Origin of the sequence: Nonomuraea sp. NPDC049028, from assembly GCF_043197735.1 — a bacterium.
In the GTDB taxonomy this organism is placed as follows: domain Bacteria; phylum Actinomycetota; class Actinomycetes; order Streptosporangiales; family Streptosporangiaceae; genus Nonomuraea.
Genome location: NZ_JBICTR010000007.1, coordinates 118,485 through 137,892, shown reverse-complemented (window position 1 = coordinate 137,892; position 19,408 = coordinate 118,485). Strand labels below are relative to the sequence as shown.

Here is a 19,408-nt window from a genome sequence, read left to right as displayed (position 1 = left end):
GACCGGCCCCAGGCCGCACGCCCGGACGGCGAGCGGGAGGCTGCGGTGTCCTCAGCGGTCTGGTGCTGAGACACCAGGTCCAGACGGTCGAGGGCTTGGCCGTGATACGCCTTTCGACGTTCTAGCTGTTCGCCGTATTGCTGATAGCGCGTGGGTGGTGCTGGCCGCGACCGGCCGAAGAGCCGCAGCGCGGCCAGCGACCGCCCCACGCGCGCGGGACGCCACAGGCGGCACGCGCCTTGATGACGTGTAGATAAGTTGCTTTCTGTGCTGTCCACAGGGTGTCCTGTCTCGCTTGATGGTTGACACTCTGGCCTCGCTTGATGCTTGACACCTTGATCGTCTTCTGTGCCTGCTCGTGGCGTTATCGGCGCTTCGGGGGAGGCTCAGGTGGCATTGGTGGAGTTGAGCGTCGTGGAGCAGCGCTATCACGCGGTGATCGAGGTGTTGTCGGGGGCGAAGGTCACCGACGTGGCCGGCCGGTATGGGATCTCACGGCAGTCGGTGCATGCCTGGGTGCGCCGGTATCGAGACGGCGGCCTGGCCGCGCTGGCTGACCGGTCGCATGCGCCGAAGGCGCATCCGATGCAGACCCCGGCCGCTGTCGAGGCGTTGATCTGTGAGCTGCGGCGCGCGCATCCGCGGTGGGGACCGCGAACCCTGTTGTGGGAGCTGGGCCGGCGCGGGGTGGAGCCGTTGCCGTCGCGGGCGAGCATCTACCGGGTGCTGGTGCGCAACAGCCTGATCGAGGCGGTGGCGCGGCGGCGTAAGCGCGAAGATTACCGGCGCTGGGAGCGGCCCGAGCCGATGCAGTTGTGGCAGATGGACATCATGGGCGGGCTGCTGCTGGCCGACGGCAGCGAGGCCAAGCTGATCACCGGTGTGGACGATCATTCCCGGTTCTGCGTGATCGCCTCGGTGGTGGCCCGCTCGACCGGGCGGATGGTGTGCGCCGCCTTCGCCGCGGCGCTGCGCGTCTATGGGGTGCCGCTGGAGGTGCTGACCGACAACGGCAAGCAGTTCACCGGCCGCTTCGGCGGGCCGAAGGCGGGCGAGGTGCTGTTCGAGCGGGTCTGCCGGGAGAACGGCATCAAGCTGCGTCACACCCCGCCGCGCACCCCGACCACCACCGGGAAGATCGAGCGGTTCCATCAGAGCGTGCGCCGGGAACTGCTGGCCGAGGCGCTGCCGTTCGCCTCGCTCGAGGCCGCCCAGGCCGAGGTGGACGCGTTCGCCGAGCATTACAACACCGCCCGCCCGCATCAGGCGCTGGACATGGCCTTCCCCGCCGACCGGTTCTTCACCGAGCGCAGCCCCGGCCAGCTCGCGGCTGAACGGGAACTACCGCTGCGCCTGCCCGCCGGACTGAGCACGGTGCCCGCCCCCGCTGCTGACGTTGCTCCTGGCGTTGCTCTTGAGGCCCCTCCCGCTGCCGCGCTGCCGGATCTCCCGGTCCCGGCCGTCCATCACCTTGATCAGCTCGAACGGCCCGAGCCCATCCAGACGCGCACGCTCGATCCGCTCTCGCGCCAGGCGATCGAGGTCGATCGGATCGTCCCGGAGTCGGGGAACCTGTCGATCGGTGGCCAGCAGGTCTGGCTCGGCCCGGACCGGGCGGGCATGCCGATCACGTTGTGGATCAGCACCCAGCGGCTGCATGTGTTCACCACCGGCGGTGGCCGGCTCAAGAGCGTGGCCTCCCGGCTGACCGTCAAGGACCTGGCCGCGCTCCTGGCCTCCGGACAAGCCCGCCCGGCACCGGACACGCCCGTCGGCGAGCCCGCGATCGCGGCGAGCGCCGTCGAGGTGGATCGGCAGGTCAGTTCGATCGGCACCATCAGCCTGGCCGGCCGGGCCCTGTGCATCGGCGCCCACCTGGCCGGCCGCCGCATCATCGTGCGCCTGGACGGCATCACCGCCCGCGTCATGGACGAGGAACGCCTGCTGCTGCGTGCCGTGCCCTGTCCGCTCCCGCTCGCCGAGTGCCTCACCCTGCGCAACGCCCGCCCGGCCGGACCACCGCCCGGCGCTTCGACCGAGCCCGTCACCGTCCAGCGGGTGGTCTGCAGCCGCGGCCACTTCCAGATCGTCGGCCAGAAGATCCAGGTCGGCCGGATCCACGCCCGCAAGATCCTGGACGTGACCGTGGACGACACCCACATCACCGTCCACGACAACGGCGAACCCATCCGCGTCGTGCCCCGAACCACCACCCAGGAGATCACCCGGATCAAGTCCCAGGCGCATACTAAGAAGCGAAAGATCGGCTAGGAGTGTCAAGCATCATCCGATGCCAAAGCGTCAAGCATCAAGTGAGACCAGACATGCTGTCCACAGGGCTGTCCACAGGTGGCTTAGGGCAGTTGGCGGTAGGGCTCGGCGGTGGTCCAGATGCGTTCGAAGCTGGTGAGGTAGGTGACTGCCGGCCCTCGATCGTCAGTGTGGCGTAGGTGCATGACGGGTGCGTTGGCGGCTGGTTTCCCGAAGGCGTGGGCGTTGACGAGAAGCTGATCGTCCGCGCGGTAGATGGAGTTGTAGAGCACCGTGTGGTGAAGCCGGATCTCGACACCTTGAACACCGAGCAGCCCTCGATACAGCGTGAGCGCATTCTTGACCCTGGCTGCCATCACCGTGGCCCCGATTCCTTCATCGGCTCCGCGCGTGGCCACTTCCCGTCCTTCGGGGTCGCCCAGGAGGATGCGAACCTCGACGCCGACCTGGGCGCGGGTGGTGATGATGTCGAGGAGTCCGCGGTCTTCGGCGAGGAAGAGTGCGCTGTAGGCGAGGATGCCGATCTCGTCGTTGGCTCCATTGAAGAGGTTGCGCCAGACGGTCTGAGGGATGGCCCAGCGGTGGGGGTAGATCGCTTGCACGCCGTCGGCGAGTGCTTGGTGACGTGACGCGATCTCGGGCCAGAGGTCAGCTTCGTCGACGTGGAGGAGGTCGGCGACGGTCCATCGGTGGCGTGGATAGGGGATGCGGCCTTGGAGCCATCGGCTCACGGTCTTGGGGTCGACGGCCAGTGCGGCGGCGACGTCGATGGTGTTGAGCCGGGCTGTGGCCAGTGCGTAGCGGAGGTTGTCGTTCATGGGACCGGCCTGCTCCTCTCGCAAGATGACCCTGCCCTGCGACGTTAACATCAGACGTCCCTAGACGTCCCCGAGTTGCGGTGTTCCCGCCCCCGGCTGCGGGGCGAATCTCGACGCACACGACGAACCCCGTACGGACGTCAGGGAGGACGAGGGTGCAGACGAGCAAGACCATCAAGGAGCGGCAGCGGGCCTACGCGGAGCGGCTGCTGACCGCGCTGGGCGAGCACCTCACCAGTCGGGCTGTCACGACCGTGCTCATTGTCGCGGAGGACGGGCGGCCAGCCTTGGATGTGACCGATAGCCGGTGCCGGATGCGGCGGGTGTTCGTGCACCTGCCGTTCTGCTGGTTCTACTGGGGTGACCAGGACGACGAGCGGGTGTCGTTCCTGCAGATGGACGGCGCCGTGGACCGGATCGAGCGGGCCGTGCGGGAGGGGTGGCGTGAGGGAGAGCAGGGTGAGCTTAGCGTCGATCTGAACAAGATCCTCGATGCCTACCGCGGCTGACCCGGTGGCCACGGGCCGATGGGTGACCGGTGGTCGGGTCTACCCGCAGATCGCCGACCGGCTGCGCGAGTGGATCCGGTTGGGCGACTTCGGGCCAGGCAGTGTGCTGCCCTCTGAGGCGGAGCTGTGTCGGACGTTCGGTGTGGCGCGCAACACGGCACGGCGTGCCTTGGCGGTCCTGGAGGACGAAGGGCTCCTGGTCACCGTCCCGTCCAAGGGCAGGGTGGTGTCTGGGGAGAGTATGGCGGTCCCGTACCGCTATCAGATGATCGCCGGAGAGCTGCGCGAGCAGATCGAACGCGGTGACCTCGCCCCCGGTGCCGCGCTGCCCAGCGAGGCCGAGCTACGGCGACGCTTCGCGGCCTCGCGCAACACGGTGCGGCAGGCGCTGTCCGTCCTGGAACGCGAAGGGCTGGTCGTAGCCGAGCACGGGCGTGGGCGCTTCGTCCGGCTCTGAATCATCCGGCGCTGAAATGCGAGGGTGGGAAGACGTCCGGGGACGTCTAGGCTCGCCCTCTGGATTCCCGCACGTGCTTGATGCCTATCGTGAACCACGTGGGACATATTGAGTGGGCGTACGCCCTGGCCAAAGATCTCCTGGAGACGGCGTTGCCCCGGCGCTGGGCGCACACCCAGGCAGTCGCCGAGCGGGCCGAGACCCTAACCCAAATCCTCGGCGCGGACACCGACACCCTGATCACCGCCTGTCTGCTGCATGACATCGGCTACGCCCCCGACTTGGTCGACACCGGCATGCACCAGCTCGACGGCGCCCGCTACCTGCGCGACGCGGCCGGGGCCGACGACCGGCTGTGCCGCCTGGTGGCCTACCACTCGTGCGCGGACAACGAAGCCCGGCAACGTGACCTGTTCGACGTCCTGGCCAAGGAGTTCGACCAGGAGCGGCCTGACCTGGCCAGGGCGCTGACGTACTGCGATATGACCACTGACCCGGACGGTCGGCACCTGGACGTGCGCGACCGCCTGGCGGAGATCCACTCCCGCTACGGGGCCGACCATGTCGTCAGCCGGTCGATCACCGCCGCCACTCCCTGCATCGTGTCGTCGGTCCGCGCAGTGGAGGCCGCGCTATCCGATGTAGGGCAGGCCGACGCCGGATAGGTAGTGCTCGATCCGCATGCGCATCGAGGCTGCCATCGGCAACGATGCGACCTCATCGCGGGGCACCCACTGCACCTCACGAGATTCCGTGCTCGGGGTCGGGGAACCGGAGATCGCGCGGCCGGTCAGGACGATGGAGAACTCCTGGCGGGCCTCGCCGTTGGAGGTGTAGAGGATCACGTGTCCGGGATCGGTGTAGGTGCCAACCAGGCCGGTGATCTCACACCTGATGCCGGTCTCCTCCAGCGTCTCGCGTACCGCGGCCTCGGGCAGTGACTCGCCCAGATCGATGGCTCCACCCGGCACGGCCCAGTTGTCGTTGTCCGACCGCTGAATCATCAACACCTCGCCGCGCTCGTTGGTGACGATGACGTTCACCGACGGGACCAGGCTGTTGGCCGCGGGCGCGTCGGGGTCGTGATGGAAGTCGATCCGCCGGGCCATGTTTCAGGACTCTACCGGCCTGGCCTGCGCCCACACCTTTTCGTAGCTCTCGGCGTAGGTCGCCACCATGTCCCCTCCGGCCACCCGGCGCAGATGCAGGACCGGCGCGTTGCCGGCACGGGTGCCGTACACGTGCGTGTTGATCAGATACTCCTCGTCGGCGCGGTAGATCGAGTTGTACAGCACCGTGCGGTGCAACCTGATCTCGACGTTGTCCAGGCCGGTGATCGGCCGGTAGAAGACCAGAGCGCTGCGGATCTGCGCGGCCATGCTCTCCCCCACGCCTTCGTCGCTCCCCCTCTGGGCGACCTCGGCGGAGTCAGGATCGCCGAGCAGGACGCGCACCTTCACCCCGGCGCGGGCCTTATCGGCGAACAGACGCACCATGCCCCCGTCATCGGCGAGGAACAAGCCGCTGTAGACCAGGACGCCGATCTCCTGGGACGCCGCAGAGAACAGTCGTCCCCAGATGTCCCGGGGAACGGCCCAGCGATGCGGATAGATCGCGATGACCTCACTCCCGGACGCCGCGGCGACCTGCTCACGCGTGAGCGCCTCCGGCCACAGGTACGCCTCGTCTACGCCCAGGTACGAAGCCGCAGCAAACCGGTGCTTTCGGTACGGCTCACGCCCCTTGGTGACCCACCGCTCGACGGTCTTGGGGTCGACCTCGATCGCCTCGGCCAGATCGGCGATGTTCACGCCTTTCTGCAGAAGGGCCGCACGTAGCCGTTCGTTCGCCATCTCACCCGCTCCGAAGGACGTCCGGGGACCTGGCCATCGTAGGCCGGACGTCTTGAACATGTCCCGTCGTGTAGTGATCTCGTCCTGACTCTCCGTCGCATTCTCGGTTCGCAAGCAAGAACAGCGACCGGAAGGAGAGGTGATCACATGACCGACGAGATCTACCCCAACCCCACCTGCGAGTGCGGCGCATGCCCGGAGGAAGGCCAGACTAGGTGCCGCAAGTGCCTGGCTCGTGAGCGCTGGGCCAAGAGGCGGGCGGGCAAGCGGAAGAACGGCCGGCAGCGCGGCGAGACCCGCCGTCCCCCGCGCACCCCTCGCGGCCTGGTCGCGGCGGGGGTGACCTGGACGTGATTGCGCTGATCATCGCCGGACTGCTCGGCGTCACGCTGCTGGTTGGCTACATCACGGTCCTGATCGGCATCCGCCGCGAGGACAAGGCGCTGAGCCTGCACCAGCGCCCTGACGGGGTGTCGGCGTCGCTGGCCCGCAAGGTTACTGGCTGCTACGTCCGGAACGGCGTGTCGTGGACGTAGCCAACTGCTCCTCAACCCGCGCGAGCCGTCCCGACAGGTCCTGTACGGCGGTGCGCAACTCAGCGACCTCATCGGCCAAGTCGCCGGCGGCCGGGGCGTCGGTCTCGTCACGGACGTACACGCCCTTGCCCTGCTGGCCGATCACCAGGCCCTCGTTGCGCAGGATGCCGACCGCCATCTTCACCACCGACAGGGACGCGTCGTACTGCTCGGCGAGCTGGGCGGTGGAGGGCAGTGGGGTTCCGGGCGCGAGGGATCCGCCGCGGATCTGCGCGCGGAGATCGTCGGCGATCTGCAGGTAGCCGGCCCGTCCGGTGTGTTTGACCATCACCGTCCATCTCACCACACCAAGTCGGCCACGCCAACATTGACAACTGAGCCAACTAGGTTAACTATGTTGACTACGACGAATAAGGAGGTCACCGCCCATGCGTTCCGTCCCGATCCCGGTCGACACCGGCAAGCTCGCCATCACCTGTGTCAAGGCCCCGCGCCCGCGCGTCCTCAACCGCGATACCGGCGAGATCAAGACCGACAAGAACGGCAACACCGTCTACGAGGTCACCGTCTCCGTGGAGGACGAGTTCGGCCGGATCGAACTCGTCAAGATCGGCATCACCGGGGAACCGCCCATCAAAGCCGGAGACCCCGTCAACGCGGTCGGCCTGCTCGGCTACGTCTGGGAGATCGCCGGCCGGTGGGGCATCGCCTACCGCGCCTCGGCCCTGCTGCCCGTACGGGAGGCAGTCGATGTCTGACGCGCACGTCCTGCTCGCAGTCATGGCCGCCACGGCGGCCGGGCTGTGGGCCTGGCGCCGCTGGCACTACCCGTCCTTCTGGCTCGCGCTCGGCTTCCCGCTCACCGCCGCCTCGGTCCGCGCGTCCTGGCGGCGGGTCGCGCTCGGCTGCGGCCTGACCAAGAAGCGGCAGCGCTGGTGGTTCACCACCGTCCCCGGCGCGATCGCCTCCACCGGGCTGGTCAAGGTCCGCCGTCGCTTCCAGCGGGTCGCCGTCGACACCAAACCCTTCATCTGGCTGCCGCTGCCCACCCGCTACGGCTGGCGCGTCACCCTGCACACCCTGGAAGGCCAGACACCCGGCGACTATGCCGACGCCGCTGAACGCCTCGCGCACTCCTGGGGCGTGCACGCCGTACGGGTCTCCTCGCCTCGGCCTGGCCGGGTCGTGCTGATGGCGACCATGCGTGACCCGCTGGTCAAGGTCGACGAGCTCCCACCGTCGCCGGACCTGCTCAAGGTGACCGTGGGGCGTCTGGAGACCGGCCGACCCTGGGTGATCGACTTCCGGACAGTGCCGCACTGGCTGAACGCGGGCGCCACCCAGTCTGGCAAGTCCAACCTCGCCAACGCGCTCATTGTCGGCCTGGCCCCGCAGCCTGTGGCGCTGGTCGGCTTCGACCTTAAGGGCGGGGTGGAGTTCACTCCCTACGCGGCGCGCCTGTCGGCGCTGGCCACCAACCGCGCCGAGTCGGTCACGCTGCTGTGCGACCTCGTCGGCCTGATGATCGACCGGATGGGCCTATGCCGCCAGGCCGCCGCCCGCAACATCTGGCAACTCCCGCCTGTTCTCCGGCCGGTTCCGGTCGTGGTCCTGGTCGACGAGCTGGCCGAGCTCTACCTGATGGCCGACAAGTCCGAGAAAGACGAGATCGCCAAGACCTCGACCGCCCTGCTGCGGGTCGCCCAACTCGGCAGGGCGTTCGGCATCTACCTGTTCTGCTGCGGCCAAAGGATCGGCTCCGACCTCGGCCCCGGCGTAACCGCCCTACGCGCCCAGTGCTCCGGACGGATCTGCCACCGGGTCAACGATCCGGAGACCGCGACCATGACGCTCGGCGATCTCGACCCGGCCGCCCTCGCGTCGGCCCGCGCTATCGCCGCCGAAACACCCGGCGTCGCCATCGTCGCCGGCCAAGACGGCCAGTGGTACCGCGCCCGCTCCTTCTACGTCACCGAGGCCACCGCCGAACACGCCGCCCGCACGCACGCCCTCCTCGCCCCGTCCTGGGACGAGATCACCGCCCACCTACCCGAACCCGCCAACGCCTGACCACAGCAAAGGAGGGTGCGACGATGCGACGCTTGGCCTGCTGGCTGCTCGACACCGGCCCGGTCCTCGTCCTGGCCGCCATCGCGGGTGCCGGATCGTTCACCCACATCCGCGACACCGCCACCGAGCACGGCCAGACCGGCTGGATGTCCTGGGCCGTAGCCGTCTGCATCGATCTGACCTGCGTGATGGCCGCCCGCGAACGCCAACGCGACAAGAAGACCGGCAAGAATCGGCGCGGCCTCATCTCCTGGCCCGTCCTCGTCCTGACCGGCGGCATTGTCCTGTCCCTGGCCGCCAACCTGCAGCAGGCCGCCCCGACGGCCTGGGGCTGGATCACCGCCGCCACCCCCGCCGCAGCGTTCCTCATCGCCATCTCGATGCTTGAACGTCGCGCCGCTCGTCCTCGTCCCGAACCGTCCGCGGCTTCGGCGGCGTCGTCCTCGCCCGTCCTCACTTCGTATCCGGTCCCCGAACTCGTCCCGAACGACGACGACTCGGCCGAGGACGACAGTCAGGACGACCAGGACGGCGACCTCGCCCCCGCGCTCGTCGACTACGCCCGCCGCGTCGCCGACGAACACCACGCCAAACACGGCAGGCCGATCACCCGCGACGCCCTACGCGCCCACCTGGGCGTGTCCAACCAGCTCGCCTCCGACCTGCTCCACACCCTGCGAACCGCCTGACCAGAAGGGAGGCCTCAGCCCATGACCAACGACCACCACAGAGCCCTCATCAACGGCCTGCTCGACCTGGCCGCCTTCCTTGAAGACCACCCCGACCTGCCCGTATCCCCGAGCCTCACCCTGCACCACTTCTCACGCCAAGACAGCGACGCCGACCAGTGCGCCGAGATCGACCAAATCGCCGACCGCGTCGGCTCCCCCATCGACTACGACGGCTCCCCCTACGGCCACTACGCCACCTCCGTCTTCTTCGGCCCCGTCGAGTACCGAGCCGTGGCCATCTCCGCCGCCGCCCGCGCCCGCCACGCCGCCGAAACCAGCTACCACGGCTGCATCCAGCCCGACCCGGCACCCGCCGCCTGACCAGGAGAGACGATCATGCGCATTCGCCTCGAAGGAACCCGCACCGAAGTCATCGATGCTCTGCTCCACCTGCGCCTGTACTTCACCGTCATCGCCGCTTCACGGCTCTACCCCAACCGCGCCAATCCCTGCTATTGGCGCATCTACCTCACCACCACGCCGCGCGAAAGGGGGTGACCGGCCTTGATCGAAATGGTCCGTTACCAATGCTGCACCTGCAACGGGAGCGGCCTCGACAACGACCGCGACCGCTGCCGCGACTGCGACGGCACCGGCATCGACAACCACGGCGCCTAAAAGCGCAGCACCCCCGGCCTGGCCGTACATCCGCCAAGACACACGCCAGGTCGGGGGCCATCCCTCCACCCGAACGAGCGAAAGGAGGTCTCCATCTTGCCCACAACCCACGCCACCGCGCATGCAAAAGCGGGCATGATCGCCCGACTCAACCACCGCGACTACGACCGCTGGGCAAGCCAGATCCGCCAAACAGGCGGCTGCCGACAGCCCATCCACTTGCGCGGCAAGGTCGAGCACTACGACCAGGTCACCGGACAGCTTCTGCACCGCTACGCCACCCGTACCGAGCCTGACGGCATCCTGCGCGTCCCATGCAAGACCCGCCGCGCCTCCCGCTGCCCCGCCTGCGCCGAGACCTACCAAGCCGACACCTACCACCTCATCCGCGCCGGACTCATCGGCGGCAAAGGCGTCCCCGAGACCGTCACCACCCACCCGACGCTCTTCGTCACCCTGACCGCCCCGTCTTTCGGCACCGTCCACGCCCGCAAGGACAAGAACGGCAAGGTCCTGCCCTGCCACGCCCGCCGCAACGCGGAAACCTGCCCACACGGCCGCGTCATGGCCTGCACAGAACGACACAGCGCAGACGATCCCCGCCTCGGCGAACCGCTCTGCCCCGACTGCTACGACTACACCGGCTCCGTCCTGTTCAACGCCCTGGCCCCGCTGCTGTGGAAACGCTTCGCCGACTCCCTACGCCGCCACCTCGCCAAACTCGGCGGGCTGGCCCTCAAAGACCTCCGCCATCACCTCACGGTGTCGTTCGCCAAGGTCGCCGAATACCAGCGGCGCGGCGTCGTCCACTTCCACGCCGTCCTCCGCCTCGACGGCCCCAAAGGACCGGTATTCCCGCCTCCGGCCTGGGCCACCGCCGATGCCCTGACCCATGCTGTCCAGCACGCGGCAAGAGCAGTTTCTGCCACCGTCCCAGCCCACGGCGATCAGCCCGCGCGAGTGCTGCGCTGGGGCCATCAACTCGACATCCGCCCCATCACCCTCGACGGCGACCTCACCGAACAAGCAGTCGCCGGCTACATCTCCAAGTACGCCACCAAAGCCGCCGAATGCGTCGGCACTCTCGACCGCCGCATCAACCCCCTCGACAACCTGGAAGCCTTCAACCTGCGCGACCACGCCCGTCGCCTCATCACCACCTGCATGCACCTCGGCGCACTCGAAGAACTGGCCGAACTCCGGCTCATGGACTGGGCCCACATGCTCGGCTTCCGCGGCCACTTCTCCACCCGCTCCCGCCGCTACTCCACCACCCTCGGCGCCCTCCGAGCAGCCAGAGAGCGCTTCGTTCACACCGAAGAGGTCACCCACGGACGCCTCCCACTCTTCGACGAGGACACCATCCTCGTCATCAGCGAATGGGAGTACGCAGGCAAAGGCCACTCCGCCGGAGACCAACTCCTCGCCGCCGCCCTCACAGGAAGGCCGCAGCCTGCGGCCGAACACCCCGTAGAGAGCCGCCCATGACCCGGCTCCTCCTCACGGTCCCTGAGGCAGCAGAAGCCCTGGCCATTTCGCGAAGCAAGCTCTACCAACTCATCGCCGCTGGCGCGGTCACATCGCTCCGCATCGACGGCTCCCGCCGCATCCCCGTCTGCGCCCTCACCGACTACATCACTCGCCTCGCCACGAAGGAGGAAGCAGCATGACCAAGACCCTCGTGGCCACCCCTGACGAGCAGCCCCGGAAGAAGATGGCGCCCAAACTCCGCGACGGCGTGATGAAGCGGGGAACCACCTGGTCCTACGTCATCCGCGTCAAGGACCCGGAAACCGGCGAAAGCCGCCCACGCTGGGTAAGCGGCTTCGCCACAGAGGACGACGCCAAGGCCGCCCGCGACGAAGCCCGCGTCAAGGCCCGGCGCGGCGAGTACATCGACCGCAACACCATCACAGTCGCCCAGTACCTCGATGAGTGGATCGAGGCTCACGCAGTCGAGATCAAGCCGAAAACCCTCAAGGACTACCGAGACATCATCACGCGGTACATCAAGCCCCACATGGGCAGTGCCCGTCTCCAGGCCGTACGCCCCTCGTCCGTGACCAAGCTCTACCGGGACCTGATGGCCCACGGCGGCAAGAACGGTCGCCCACTGTCTCCTCGCACCATCGAGTACGTCCACGCCGTCCTGCGCAAGGCATTCCGGGACGCCGTCGAGGTAGACGAGATCCTCTCGACCAGCCCCGTCGAGAAGTCGAAGCGCCCTCGCCGGGAGAGCAGCGAGCCCGGGGCAGTGTGGACCACCGCCCAGCTCAGGTCCTTCCTCACCGCAGCCCGGGACCACCGGCTGTGGGGCTTCTTCCACGTGGCCGCCTACACGGGCGCCCGCCGCGGGGAGCTGCTCCACCTCCGCTGGGCCGACGTCGATCTCGATGGCAGACAACTCACCATCACCGGCTCGGCGGCCTTCATCGACGGCGAGCGCATCGAGGGCACCACGAAGAGCGGCCGGAAGCGCATCGTCAGCATCGACGAGCAGACGGCTCAGGTCCTCCGCAACCAGCGAAAAATGCAGGCAGAGGACAAGCTGAAGGTCTGCCCCGAGTGGCGAGGCGCCAGCGCGTACGTGTTCACCACCGGGTGGGGCGAGCCGATCCACCCGGACACCGTCAGCTCCCTCTTCCCGGTCCTGATCAAGCGCCACAATGCCCACCACCCGAAGGACCCGCTACCCCATGCCCGACTCCACGACCTCCGCCACATCCACGCGACCACCCTGCTCCTGGCGGGCGTCCCGGTCCACGTCGTCGCGGCCCGTCTCGGCCACGCAGATCCCTCGATCACCCTCCGGGTCTACGCCCACGTGATCCGCGCAGCGGAAGCGTCGGCGGCGGACATCTTCGCCCAGGCGATCAACGAGTGAGCACCCCTTGTTAGCAGAGGTGTTAGCAAGATCCCGAGATTGTCCTGACAAACACAAAGGCCCGTTCCAGGTTTTCCCTGGTAACGGGCCTTGATGCTGTGTGCGGCCGGAGGTACTCGAAACCCCAACCTTCTGATCCGTAGTCAGATGCTCTATCCATTGAGCTACGGCCGCTCGCTGCGTAAGCCAGCATAGCGGGTCCAGAGCCGTGCCTCGAACCAGATACCGACCTCACGCCCCACTAGATTCCACCTTCTTCGGCCAAAGGGTGTAGCTCAGGGGCCAGAGCAGGGCGATCACTGGCACCTTCAGCATGTCGCGCATGAAATCGATCAGTGCGTCCGTGCGGGACGGTTCGTTGACGAGCCAGACCAGGCCGAGCAGGAGGGCGCAGGCGATGGCGTACGCGAGGACGATCCGGAGCCAGAAGACCCACTCGTAGCGGGCACGGGCCATGCCGCCCGTGGGTGGCTTCCAGGGAGGTGGGCCGTCGGCGAAGCGGTGGCGGAACTTGGCGTCGGCCCAGCGGATCGTGCTGTGGCCGAAGACGATGGAGTACGCCAGGTACGCGGCCGCTATGCCGTGCCTCAGGTCGGCCGTGGCGCCACTGCGCATGTCCATGACGGACGCCGCCAGGAGGATCAGGTCCAGGAGCGGTACGCAGATGAGGAGGGCGGTGCTGAGTCGGCGGCGGTTCCAGAGGTAGCGGCTCGCGAGGCCGAGTCCGAGCAGGAGCCAGAAGCCGACTTCGCAGCCGATCAGGATGGCGACAATCACGTATCCCATCCTTGAGGGCTCCTCTGGCCGGCGCATCGTCAGTGAAGACGAGCCTGTGGATACATCGAAGTGTTTATCCACAGGCAGACCCACGAAGGAGTGAGCCGGGTCCGGACGGTGGTGGGATGGGGGCATGCAACGCGAGGCGTCGTGGGCCGGGCTGGCCTTCGTCGGGGGCCTGCTCCTGATCGTGGGCGGAGCCTACACTCATCGCGAGGTGCCCGAGGGGTGGCTCGCGGTGCCGCTGGCGTTCGTGTGCCTGGGGGTGGTGGTACGCCAGCGGGCGCCGTTGGTGGGGCTGGCCCTGGGGACTGTGGGGATCGGTGTTGATCTGGTCGTGGGGCCGTCGTTGCCGACTGTTCTGATATTTACCGACAACGTGTATGCGGCGGCGCTGTACGGACCGGCGTCTTTTTCGCGGTGGCTGCTGGGGGCCGCCACTGTGCTGTCGGTGTTGGCCGGGGGCGTCACGGGGGTCCTGTCGGGTGACTGGCGGGCGCTGGCGGTCAACGGGATTCAGGCGGGGCTCGTGCTGGTTACGCCGGTTACCACGGCGATGGTGTTACGCCAGCAGCGTGAGCAGGCCGCGGCCGAGCGTGCCAGGGCGGAGCAGGTGGCGCGGCTGGCGGAGCTTGACCGGGAGGCGGCCATCGCGACGGAGCGTACGCGGATGGCTCGGGAACTGCATGACATGATCGCCAACCACTTCAGTGCGATCGCCATCCAGTCGACGGGCGCGTTGTCGCGTACGGATCTGAGTGTGGCGGCCGTACGGAAGATCATGGAGTCCGTTCGGGAGAACAGTCTGAAAGGGCTGGCCGAGATGCGGACCATGATCGGGCTGTTGCGGCAGGAGGGGGATGAGGCCGAAACCACCCGGCCGCGGCTGGCTGATGCGGAGAGTCTGGTCGAACGGTCGCGGCGGGCGGGGATGGCGGCTGATTTCCGTGTCGAGGGGGAGTCGCGGGAGCTGTCTCCGGCGGTGGATCTGGCCGGCTATCGGATCTTGCAGGAGGCGCTGACCAATGCGCTCAAACATGGCGGGCGGTCGGCTGTGGTCAAGGTCGTTTATGAGTCGGGGCAAGTGACGGTTGCTGTGGACAACCCTGTGGATAAGCCTGTGGGTAACTCTGTGGATGGACGTCCCGCTCTGCTTCCCGGGGCGGAGGTTTTTCCTGGGGCCGGGGCTGGGCTGGTTCCCGGGGCGGGGGCGGGGCTGGTGGGGATGAGGGAGCGGGCCGTGTTGGTCGGGGGGTCGTTCGAGGCCGGGGTGGACGGGGGTTTGTGGCGGGTCAAGGCCGTGCTGCCCATGCCGAAGGACAGGAAGGGGCAGTGGGAGGCGGGATGACGATCAAGGTACTGGTCGCGGACGATCATGCGGCTGTCAGGGCGGGGCTGGTGCTGATTCTCGGTGGGGCCCGGGACATCGAGGTCGTCGGGGAGGCGGCCGATGGGGAGCAGGCGGTGGAGTTGGCCCGCGAGACCCGGCCCGACGTGGTGTTGATGGATGTGCGGATGCCGAAGCTCGACGGCATCTCGGCGACCAGGGAGCTCGCCGGGGTGGCCGATGTGTTGATCTTGACGACGTTCGATGTGGATGAGTATGTGTTCGGGGCGTTGCGAGCGGGGGCGGCGGGGTTCCTGTTGAAGAACACCGACGCGGAGTCGCTGGTCACGGCCGTACGGCTGGTGGCCAGGGGGGATGGGCTGATCTCGCCTACGGTCACGCGGCGGTTGATCTCTGCCTTTGCCGAGCAGCCCGTACGCAAGGAGCAACAGGTGGAGGGATTGACGCCGCGTGAGCAGGAGGTGTTGGCCGGGATCGGTCGCGGGCTGTCCAATGCCGAGATCGCCAGGGAGCTCGACATGGCGGAGGCGACCACGAAGACGCATGTGAGCCGGGTGTTGAACAAACTGGGTCTCAAAAGCCGGGTCCAAGCGGCGATTTATTACTCAGAAGGCCCCCGCTAGTCTGAAGGTCGTGACCATGTCTCCTCCTCCCCCGCCGCCACGGCCGACGGGCTTGATCGTTGGCTTGGCGTTCGCCGGGGCCTTTGGTTACTGGATCCTCAATGTGATCGTCGGACTCATCGTCGTGAGCATGTCGTCGACGGTCGCGATCGGGGTCGCCGCGGGGCTCCTGGCCGTGGTCGGGATCGGCGCGGGGATCGTGCTCGTGGTGCTGCGTAGGCCGTGGGCGCTGGGGCTGGGGCTGGGGCTGATGATCGGGTGGGCGCTCGCCTCCATCGTCTCGGCCGGCTATTGCACGGGACTGAATCCGGGCATGTACGCATGACCGGGCCACCATCGAGTCCGGGCATGTACACACGGACCGGGCCAACGCTGGATCCGGGCATGTTCACATGACCGCGCCCGCACCGGGCGATCGTGACGAGGGGACGCCTCCTCAGGGAGGGAGCGCCCCGACGCGAGTGGAGGGGAGCGTCGAACCGTCTCCCGGACAATCCGCTCCCCCGCCGTCCGAACAATCCGCTCCCCCGCCGTCCAGACAGACCAGCATCCCGCCGTCCCCCGGCGGGCCAAAGCCGCCGCCCAACGGCAAGTCCAACAGCAGGCCCAAGGGCAAGTCCCTCGGGCTGATCATCGGACTAGCGCTCGCAGGGCTGGTCGCCTACAGCATCGTCAACGCCATCCTCGGCATCCTGATCTTCGTCAGCACCCTCGACCAGAACGGCACTAACTACCCCATCATCATCTCCTGCACGATCTTCCTCGCCCTCTTCGGTCTCGGGGCGGGGGCCGGGCTGCAGTTCCTGCGCAAGCCGTGGGCCACCGGTCTGGGCCTGGGGTTCCTTGTCGGCTGGGCGTTATGGTCGATCTTGTCCGCCGGGATCTGCACCGGCATCAGCCCAGATCTGTACGCCTGACATGCCGCTCCACGAGATCTTCGTCGGCCTGGGAGTGCTCGTCGCGTCCGTGGTCTTCGTGCACGAGGCCCGCCGCCGCGGCGCGCTCAACGAGCAGTCGCTGGTGGCCGTGACCGGTGCGCTGGTCGGCGGCGCGATCGGCATGCGGCTGGCGGGCTGGCTGGAGACGCTGAACCTCTCCGACCTCTGGCTGTACGGCTCGCGGAGCATCCTCGGCGGCTTGACCGGCGCCTACATAGGCGTACTGATCGCCAAGAGGATCATCGGCTACAAGCAGCGGACCGGCGACCTGTTCGCCCCGGCGGTGGCGCTGGGCATGGCGGTGGGCCGGATCGGCTGCCATCTGACCGAGGCGCCGGGCCGTCCGACCGAGTTGCCCTGGGGCGTACACGCTCCCCCGACGACGCCCGAGTGCCCCGGCTGCCTGAGCGGCCAGGCCATGCACCCGTCGTTCGTCTATGAGATCGTCTTCCAGCTCGCCGTGTTCGCCACGCTGCTCTGGGCGCGCAGGCGGCTCACCGAGCCGGGCGAGCTGTTCACGCTGTACCTGGCCGCGTACGCCGTCTTCCGCTTCCTCGTCGAGTTCACCCGCGCCAACGAGACCGTCTGGCTCGAGCTCACCAGGCCGCAGTGGTTCCTGATCCCCGGCCTGCTGCTGCTCGCCCTGAGGCTGCGGTACGGCTGGCGGCGCGGCCACTACGATCCCCTCTTCAAGCGGAAGGTCATGACATGAGCACCGGAATGGGCCTGCGGGGTGACCGCATCCTCAGGTACGTCAACGCCTTCTGTCCCCACTGCCACGGCCAGGACCTGGAGCGGGTCGAACGGCTGAGCGGCTACCTGACCGTCCGCGACGAGCGCGTATGGCTGGAGCGCGGCTGCCGCGAACACGGCCTGATCAGGACTTTGTACGACGAAGACCCAGAAATCCTGACCTATCTGGAAGAGTGGACCGCTCCCACAAAGCTCCACATGCCGGATATTTCGGGGAATTTCGACCCCATCCCCGCGGCCTACCTCCAAGGGCTGCCCGAGATGCAGACCCAGCACACCTGCATCCTGCTCGAAGACATCGTAGAAGCCTGCAACCTGCGCTGCCCCACCTGCTTCGCCGACAGCTCCCCCGATCTGACCGGAATCGTCCCCATCACCGACATCCTGGCGAACGTCGACCAGCGCCTGTCCCGCGAGAACGGCAAGCTCGACGTCCTCATGCTGAGCGGCGGCGAGCCCACCCTTCACCCCGAGCTCGCCCAACTGCTCGCCGAGCTCCACCAGCGCCCTGTCACCCGCATCCTGATCAACACCAACGGCGTCCTCATCGCCAGGGACGACGCCCTGCTCGACCTGCTCACCGAGCACCGCGAGCGGGTGGAGGTCTACCTCCAGTACGACGGCGGTTCGGCCGAGGCGTCGAAGCACCACCGGGGCGGTGACCTCAGGCAGCTCAAGGCGCAGGCCGTACAACGGCTGTCGGAGCGGGAGATCTTCACCACGCTGGTGATGACCGCCGCACTGGGCGTCAACGACGGGGAGATCGGCGACGTCGTACGGCTGGCGCTCGACACGCCGTTCGTCGGCGGGGTGTCCCTGCAGCCGCAGTTCGGCTCGGGCAGGTCGGGGCCGATCGACCCGTTGAACCGCCTCACCCACACCGGCGTGCTCAAGCGGCTCGGCCCGCAGACCGACGGCCTGGTGACCTGGCGCGACCTCACCGCGCTGCCCTGCTCACACCCGCACTGCTGCTCGGTCGGCTACCTGATCCGCGACGACTCGCAGCAGTGGCGTTCGCTGGTCGCGCTGATCGGCCATGACCGGCTCAAGGCGAACCTGGGCCTGGTCTCCAATCGCATCGCCGACACCGAGATCCCCCGCGAGCTGCGGCTGGCCGTACAGGAATCGCTGCTCGGACTGCTGTCGGAGCAGTCGTCGTTGTCACACCCGCAGATCGGCGACCTGTGGCGCGACATCTGCGAGAACTGCGACCTCGGCGTGTCCACACTGCTCACCCTGGCCTCCTCGGCGCTGCCCGGCCGACGAAAGAGGCTTCGCAAACTGCTCAGCGAGCGGGTGGTGCGGGTGACGGTCAAGCCGTTCATGGACATCTCAACCATGATCGAAGAGCGGCTCACGCAGTGCTGCGTGCACGTCGGCACGCGGGCCGAGCAGGACCAGTGCGCGCCGTTCTGCGCGGTTCAGGCGTGGCCCCAGCTCTCGGGACAACGGCTGTCGGCGGTCGCCGCCACATCCCGGCCGTCCGTGGTCGCCGCCGCTCCCCAGCTCAAGGTGATCACGTGAAGGATCCGCTCCGGTTGTGCGTGTACGCGACCGTCGCGCTGCTGGCCTGGCTGCTGGGGCCGTGGGCGGTGCTGGGGTTCGCGGCCCTCGGGTTCGCCGGGTACTGGAATGCGCGGCGGGCCGGGCTGACCCGCAGCAAGTGCTTGCTCAAGGACACCCGGCTCGTCCTGGCCTACCTCGGGTTGCTGGTGCTCGTCGCGGCGGCGGCGATCATCCACTCCCTGCTGTGAGCTCCACGGGGATGTACAGGCTGAGCGTCTCGGCGATGCACGCCGGGCGCTTCTCGCCCTCGACCTCGATCGTCATCTTCAGGTTGGCCAGGTAGCCGGCCGGCGTGCCCTTGACGTCGCTCAGCTCCCCCAGCGCCCTGACCCGCGCACCGACCGGCACCGGCCTGGGGAAACGTACCTTGTTCAGGCCGTAGTTGACGCCCATCTGGATGCTCTCGACGCGTACCAGCTCCATCATGAACGACGGCAGCAGTGACAGGCTCAGGTAGCCGTGCGCGATCGTGCCGCCGAACGGTCCTTCCTTGGCCCGCTCCACGTCGACGTGGATCCACTGGTGGTCGTCGGTCGCGTCGGCGAAAAGATTGACCTGCTCCTGAGTGACTGTGCGCCACTCGGTCGGGCCGAACTTCTCGCCGACGGCCGCCTTGAGTTCCTGTACGTTCGCGAAGGTCCGCATGGCTCCGAACG

The 19,408-nt window shown here is 67.9% G+C and carries 27 protein-coding genes and 1 tRNA gene; 21 read left to right on the top strand and 7 right to left on the bottom strand.

Annotated features, from left to right (window positions below; translation table 11 throughout):
- The first annotated feature begins 405 nt into the window (after nt 1–405).
- Entirely contained in the window at nt 406–2,271 is a 1,866-nt protein-coding gene (locus tag ACGFJ2_RS27825) for an IS481 family transposase (protein ID WP_393473968.1), read from the top strand.
- Between the two features lie 83 nt (nt 2,272–2,354).
- Here ACGFJ2_RS27825 and ACGFJ2_RS27820 read toward each other — a convergent pair whose 3' ends face one another.
- Nucleotides 2,355–3,089, bottom strand: a complete 735-nt coding sequence (locus ACGFJ2_RS27820; protein WP_393473078.1) for an XRE family transcriptional regulator — start codon at nt 3,087–3,089, stop codon at nt 2,355–2,357.
- A 155-nt stretch (nt 3,090–3,244) separates the two neighbouring features.
- On the opposite strand from ACGFJ2_RS27820, the gene ACGFJ2_RS27815 reads away from it, so the two are divergent.
- The 3 genes from ACGFJ2_RS27815 to ACGFJ2_RS27805 all read left to right on the top strand — a co-directional run bounded on the left by ACGFJ2_RS27815 (nt 3,245) and on the right by ACGFJ2_RS27805 (nt 4,720).
- Nucleotides 3,245–3,598 carry a hypothetical protein gene (locus ACGFJ2_RS27815; RefSeq protein WP_393473075.1) on the top strand — a complete coding sequence of 118 codons (354 nt, stop codon included), beginning with the start codon at nt 3,245–3,247 and terminating at the stop codon, nt 3,596–3,598.
- Entirely contained in the window at nt 3,582–4,055 is a 474-nt protein-coding gene (locus ACGFJ2_RS27810; protein WP_393473072.1) for a GntR family transcriptional regulator, read from the top strand. The genes ACGFJ2_RS27815 and ACGFJ2_RS27810 overlap by 17 nt, the downstream gene beginning before the upstream one ends.
- A 98-nt stretch (nt 4,056–4,153) precedes the next feature.
- A complete protein-coding gene (locus tag ACGFJ2_RS27805; RefSeq protein WP_393473069.1) occupies nt 4,154–4,720 on the top strand; it encodes an HD domain-containing protein in 567 nt (188 codons plus the stop codon).
- Here the strand turns inward: ACGFJ2_RS27805 and ACGFJ2_RS27800 are convergent.
- Nucleotides 4,688–5,164: an NUDIX hydrolase gene (locus ACGFJ2_RS27800; protein ID WP_393473066.1), complete on the bottom strand. Its 477-nt coding sequence runs from the start codon at nt 5,162–5,164 to the stop codon at nt 4,688–4,690. The two genes, ACGFJ2_RS27805 and ACGFJ2_RS27800, sit on opposite strands and share 33 nt — an antisense overlap.
- A 3-nt stretch (nt 5,165–5,167) precedes the next feature.
- Nucleotides 5,168–5,908, bottom strand: coding sequence for a helix-turn-helix domain-containing protein (locus ACGFJ2_RS27795; RefSeq protein WP_393473063.1), 741 nt, complete (start codon nt 5,906–5,908; stop codon nt 5,168–5,170).
- 147 nt (nt 5,909–6,055) lie between these two features.
- Between ACGFJ2_RS27795 and ACGFJ2_RS27790 the strand changes: the two genes are divergently transcribed.
- Together ACGFJ2_RS27790 and ACGFJ2_RS27785 are read left to right on the top strand one after the other, a co-directional pair.
- Nucleotides 6,056–6,262: a hypothetical protein gene (locus tag ACGFJ2_RS27790; RefSeq protein ID WP_393473060.1), complete on the top strand. Its 207-nt coding sequence runs from the start codon at nt 6,056–6,058 to the stop codon at nt 6,260–6,262.
- Nucleotides 6,259–6,444: a hypothetical protein gene (locus tag ACGFJ2_RS27785; protein ID WP_393473057.1), complete on the top strand. Its 186-nt coding sequence runs from the start codon at nt 6,259–6,261 to the stop codon at nt 6,442–6,444. The genes ACGFJ2_RS27790 and ACGFJ2_RS27785 overlap by 4 nt, the downstream gene beginning before the upstream one ends.
- Here ACGFJ2_RS27785 and ACGFJ2_RS27780 read toward each other — a convergent pair.
- A complete protein-coding gene (locus tag ACGFJ2_RS27780; protein WP_393473054.1) occupies nt 6,404–6,772 on the bottom strand; it encodes a GntR family transcriptional regulator in 369 nt (122 codons plus the stop codon). The genes ACGFJ2_RS27785 and ACGFJ2_RS27780 overlap by 41 nt on opposite strands.
- Nucleotides 6,773–6,872: 100 nt before the next feature.
- Between ACGFJ2_RS27780 and ACGFJ2_RS27775 the strand changes: the two genes are divergently transcribed.
- The 8 genes from ACGFJ2_RS27775 to ACGFJ2_RS27740 all read left to right on the top strand — a co-directional run bounded on the left by ACGFJ2_RS27775 (nt 6,873) and on the right by ACGFJ2_RS27740 (nt 12,747).
- Nucleotides 6,873–7,202: a hypothetical protein gene (locus tag ACGFJ2_RS27775; protein ID WP_393473051.1), complete on the top strand. Its 330-nt coding sequence runs from the start codon at nt 6,873–6,875 to the stop codon at nt 7,200–7,202.
- Nucleotides 7,195–8,514: an FtsK/SpoIIIE domain-containing protein gene (locus tag ACGFJ2_RS27770; RefSeq protein ID WP_393473048.1), complete on the top strand. Its 1,320-nt coding sequence runs from the start codon at nt 7,195–7,197 to the stop codon at nt 8,512–8,514. Before ACGFJ2_RS27775 ends, ACGFJ2_RS27770 begins: the two co-directional genes overlap by 8 nt.
- 23 nt (nt 8,515–8,537) lie before the next feature.
- The gene (locus tag ACGFJ2_RS27765; RefSeq protein ID WP_393473045.1) at nt 8,538–9,203 is read left to right on the top strand and encodes a DUF2637 domain-containing protein; all 666 of its coding nucleotides are present in this window, start codon (nt 8,538–8,540) and stop codon (nt 9,201–9,203) included.
- Between the two features lie 21 nt (nt 9,204–9,224).
- Nucleotides 9,225–9,566, top strand: a complete 342-nt coding sequence (locus ACGFJ2_RS27760; protein ID WP_393473042.1) for a hypothetical protein — start codon at nt 9,225–9,227, stop codon at nt 9,564–9,566.
- 15 nt (nt 9,567–9,581) lie between these two features.
- The gene (locus tag ACGFJ2_RS27755; protein WP_358046775.1) at nt 9,582–9,743 is read left to right on the top strand and encodes a hypothetical protein; all 162 of its coding nucleotides are present in this window, start codon (nt 9,582–9,584) and stop codon (nt 9,741–9,743) included.
- Between the two features lie 255 nt (nt 9,744–9,998).
- On the top strand, nt 9,999–11,351 hold the full coding sequence (locus ACGFJ2_RS27750; protein ID WP_393473965.1) for a replication initiator: 1,353 nt from the start codon (nt 9,999–10,001) through the stop codon (nt 11,349–11,351).
- Complete coding sequence (locus tag ACGFJ2_RS27745; protein WP_393473038.1) at nt 11,348–11,533, top strand: helix-turn-helix domain-containing protein; 186 nt, start codon at nt 11,348–11,350, stop codon at nt 11,531–11,533. The genes ACGFJ2_RS27750 and ACGFJ2_RS27745 overlap by 4 nt, the downstream gene beginning before the upstream one ends.
- Nucleotides 11,530–12,747: a tyrosine-type recombinase/integrase gene (locus ACGFJ2_RS27740; protein WP_393473035.1), complete on the top strand. Its 1,218-nt coding sequence runs from the start codon at nt 11,530–11,532 to the stop codon at nt 12,745–12,747. The genes ACGFJ2_RS27745 and ACGFJ2_RS27740 overlap by 4 nt, the downstream gene beginning before the upstream one ends.
- 101 nt (nt 12,748–12,848) lie before the next feature.
- Here the strand turns inward: ACGFJ2_RS27740 and ACGFJ2_RS27735 are convergent.
- Together ACGFJ2_RS27735 and ACGFJ2_RS27730 are read right to left on the bottom strand one after the other, a co-directional pair.
- A tRNA-Arg gene (locus ACGFJ2_RS27735) sits at nt 12,849–12,921 on the bottom strand.
- Between the two features lie 57 nt (nt 12,922–12,978).
- Nucleotides 12,979–13,524 carry a hypothetical protein gene (locus ACGFJ2_RS27730; RefSeq protein ID WP_393473032.1) on the bottom strand — a complete coding sequence of 182 codons (546 nt, stop codon included), beginning with the start codon at nt 13,522–13,524 and terminating at the stop codon, nt 12,979–12,981.
- 133 nt (nt 13,525–13,657) lie between these two features.
- Between ACGFJ2_RS27730 and ACGFJ2_RS27725 the strand changes: the two genes are divergently transcribed.
- The 7 genes from ACGFJ2_RS27725 (at nt 13,658) to ACGFJ2_RS27695 (ending at nt 18,940) form a co-directional block, all read left to right on the top strand.
- A complete protein-coding gene (locus ACGFJ2_RS27725; protein ID WP_393473029.1) occupies nt 13,658–14,872 on the top strand; it encodes a sensor histidine kinase in 1,215 nt (404 codons plus the stop codon).
- Nucleotides 14,869–15,495 (top strand): response regulator, encoded by a 627-nt coding sequence (locus ACGFJ2_RS27720; RefSeq protein WP_393473026.1) that lies wholly within the window; start codon nt 14,869–14,871, stop codon nt 15,493–15,495. Before ACGFJ2_RS27725 ends, ACGFJ2_RS27720 begins: the two co-directional genes overlap by 4 nt.
- A 103-nt stretch (nt 15,496–15,598) precedes the next feature.
- Nucleotides 15,599–15,820, top strand: coding sequence for a hypothetical protein (locus ACGFJ2_RS27715; RefSeq protein ID WP_393473023.1), 222 nt, complete (start codon nt 15,599–15,601; stop codon nt 15,818–15,820).
- Between the two features lie 67 nt (nt 15,821–15,887).
- Nucleotides 15,888–16,412 (top strand): hypothetical protein, encoded by a 525-nt coding sequence (locus ACGFJ2_RS27710; protein ID WP_393473020.1) that lies wholly within the window; start codon nt 15,888–15,890, stop codon nt 16,410–16,412.
- Between the two features lies 1 nt (nt 16,413).
- Entirely contained in the window at nt 16,414–17,145 is a 732-nt protein-coding gene (locus ACGFJ2_RS27705; RefSeq protein ID WP_393473017.1) for a prolipoprotein diacylglyceryl transferase, read from the top strand.
- Entirely contained in the window at nt 17,142–18,710 is a 1,569-nt protein-coding gene (locus ACGFJ2_RS27700; protein WP_393473014.1) for a radical SAM protein, read from the top strand. The genes ACGFJ2_RS27705 and ACGFJ2_RS27700 overlap by 4 nt, the downstream gene beginning before the upstream one ends.
- On the top strand, nt 18,707–18,940 hold the full coding sequence (locus ACGFJ2_RS27695) for a hypothetical protein (protein WP_393473011.1): 234 nt from the start codon (nt 18,707–18,709) through the stop codon (nt 18,938–18,940). The genes ACGFJ2_RS27700 and ACGFJ2_RS27695 overlap by 4 nt, the downstream gene beginning before the upstream one ends.
- Here the strand turns inward: ACGFJ2_RS27695 and ACGFJ2_RS27690 are convergent.
- Nucleotides 18,921–19,397 (bottom strand): MaoC family dehydratase, encoded by a 477-nt coding sequence (locus tag ACGFJ2_RS27690; RefSeq protein WP_357957657.1) that lies wholly within the window; start codon nt 19,395–19,397, stop codon nt 18,921–18,923. The genes ACGFJ2_RS27695 and ACGFJ2_RS27690 overlap by 20 nt on opposite strands.
- Between the last annotated feature and the right edge of the window lie 11 nt (nt 19,398–19,408).

Excerpts from the sequence above, each read along its gene's own strand:
- ACGFJ2_RS27820 (WP_393473078.1), bottom strand. The coding sequence starts at position 3,089 with ATGAACGACAACCTCCGCTACGCACTGGCCACAGCCCGGCTCAACACC.
- ACGFJ2_RS27810 (WP_393473072.1), top strand. The coding sequence starts at position 3,582 with ATGCCTACCGCGGCTGACCCGGTGGCCACGGGCCGATGGGTGACCGGT.
- ACGFJ2_RS27800 (WP_393473066.1), bottom strand. The coding sequence starts at position 5,164 with ATGGCCCGGCGGATCGACTTCCATCACGACCCCGACGCGCCCGCGGCC.
- ACGFJ2_RS27795 (WP_393473063.1), bottom strand. The coding sequence starts at position 5,908 with ATGGCGAACGAACGGCTACGTGCGGCCCTTCTGCAGAAAGGCGTGAAC.
- ACGFJ2_RS27790 (WP_393473060.1), top strand. The coding sequence starts at position 6,056 with ATGACCGACGAGATCTACCCCAACCCCACCTGCGAGTGCGGCGCATGC.
- ACGFJ2_RS27780 (WP_393473054.1), bottom strand. The coding sequence starts at position 6,772 with ATGGTCAAACACACCGGACGGGCCGGCTACCTGCAGATCGCCGACGAT.
- ACGFJ2_RS27775 (WP_393473051.1), top strand. The coding sequence starts at position 6,873 with ATGCGTTCCGTCCCGATCCCGGTCGACACCGGCAAGCTCGCCATCACC.
- ACGFJ2_RS27770 (WP_393473048.1), top strand. The coding sequence starts at position 7,195 with ATGTCTGACGCGCACGTCCTGCTCGCAGTCATGGCCGCCACGGCGGCC.
- ACGFJ2_RS27765 (WP_393473045.1), top strand. The coding sequence starts at position 8,538 with ATGCGACGCTTGGCCTGCTGGCTGCTCGACACCGGCCCGGTCCTCGTC.
- ACGFJ2_RS27760 (WP_393473042.1), top strand. The coding sequence starts at position 9,225 with ATGACCAACGACCACCACAGAGCCCTCATCAACGGCCTGCTCGACCTG.
- ACGFJ2_RS27755 (WP_358046775.1), top strand. The coding sequence starts at position 9,582 with ATGCGCATTCGCCTCGAAGGAACCCGCACCGAAGTCATCGATGCTCTG.
- ACGFJ2_RS27750 (WP_393473965.1), top strand. The coding sequence starts at position 9,999 with ATGATCGCCCGACTCAACCACCGCGACTACGACCGCTGGGCAAGCCAG.
- ACGFJ2_RS27745 (WP_393473038.1), top strand. The coding sequence starts at position 11,348 with ATGACCCGGCTCCTCCTCACGGTCCCTGAGGCAGCAGAAGCCCTGGCC.
- ACGFJ2_RS27740 (WP_393473035.1), top strand. The coding sequence starts at position 11,530 with ATGACCAAGACCCTCGTGGCCACCCCTGACGAGCAGCCCCGGAAGAAG.
- ACGFJ2_RS27725 (WP_393473029.1), top strand. The coding sequence starts at position 13,658 with ATGCAACGCGAGGCGTCGTGGGCCGGGCTGGCCTTCGTCGGGGGCCTG.
- ACGFJ2_RS27720 (WP_393473026.1), top strand. The coding sequence starts at position 14,869 with ATGACGATCAAGGTACTGGTCGCGGACGATCATGCGGCTGTCAGGGCG.
- ACGFJ2_RS27710 (WP_393473020.1), top strand. The coding sequence starts at position 15,888 with ATGACCGCGCCCGCACCGGGCGATCGTGACGAGGGGACGCCTCCTCAG.
- ACGFJ2_RS27705 (WP_393473017.1), top strand. The coding sequence starts at position 16,414 with ATGCCGCTCCACGAGATCTTCGTCGGCCTGGGAGTGCTCGTCGCGTCC.
- ACGFJ2_RS27700 (WP_393473014.1), top strand. The coding sequence starts at position 17,142 with ATGAGCACCGGAATGGGCCTGCGGGGTGACCGCATCCTCAGGTACGTC.
- ACGFJ2_RS27690 (WP_357957657.1), bottom strand. The coding sequence starts at position 19,397 with ATGCGGACCTTCGCGAACGTACAGGAACTCAAGGCGGCCGTCGGCGAG.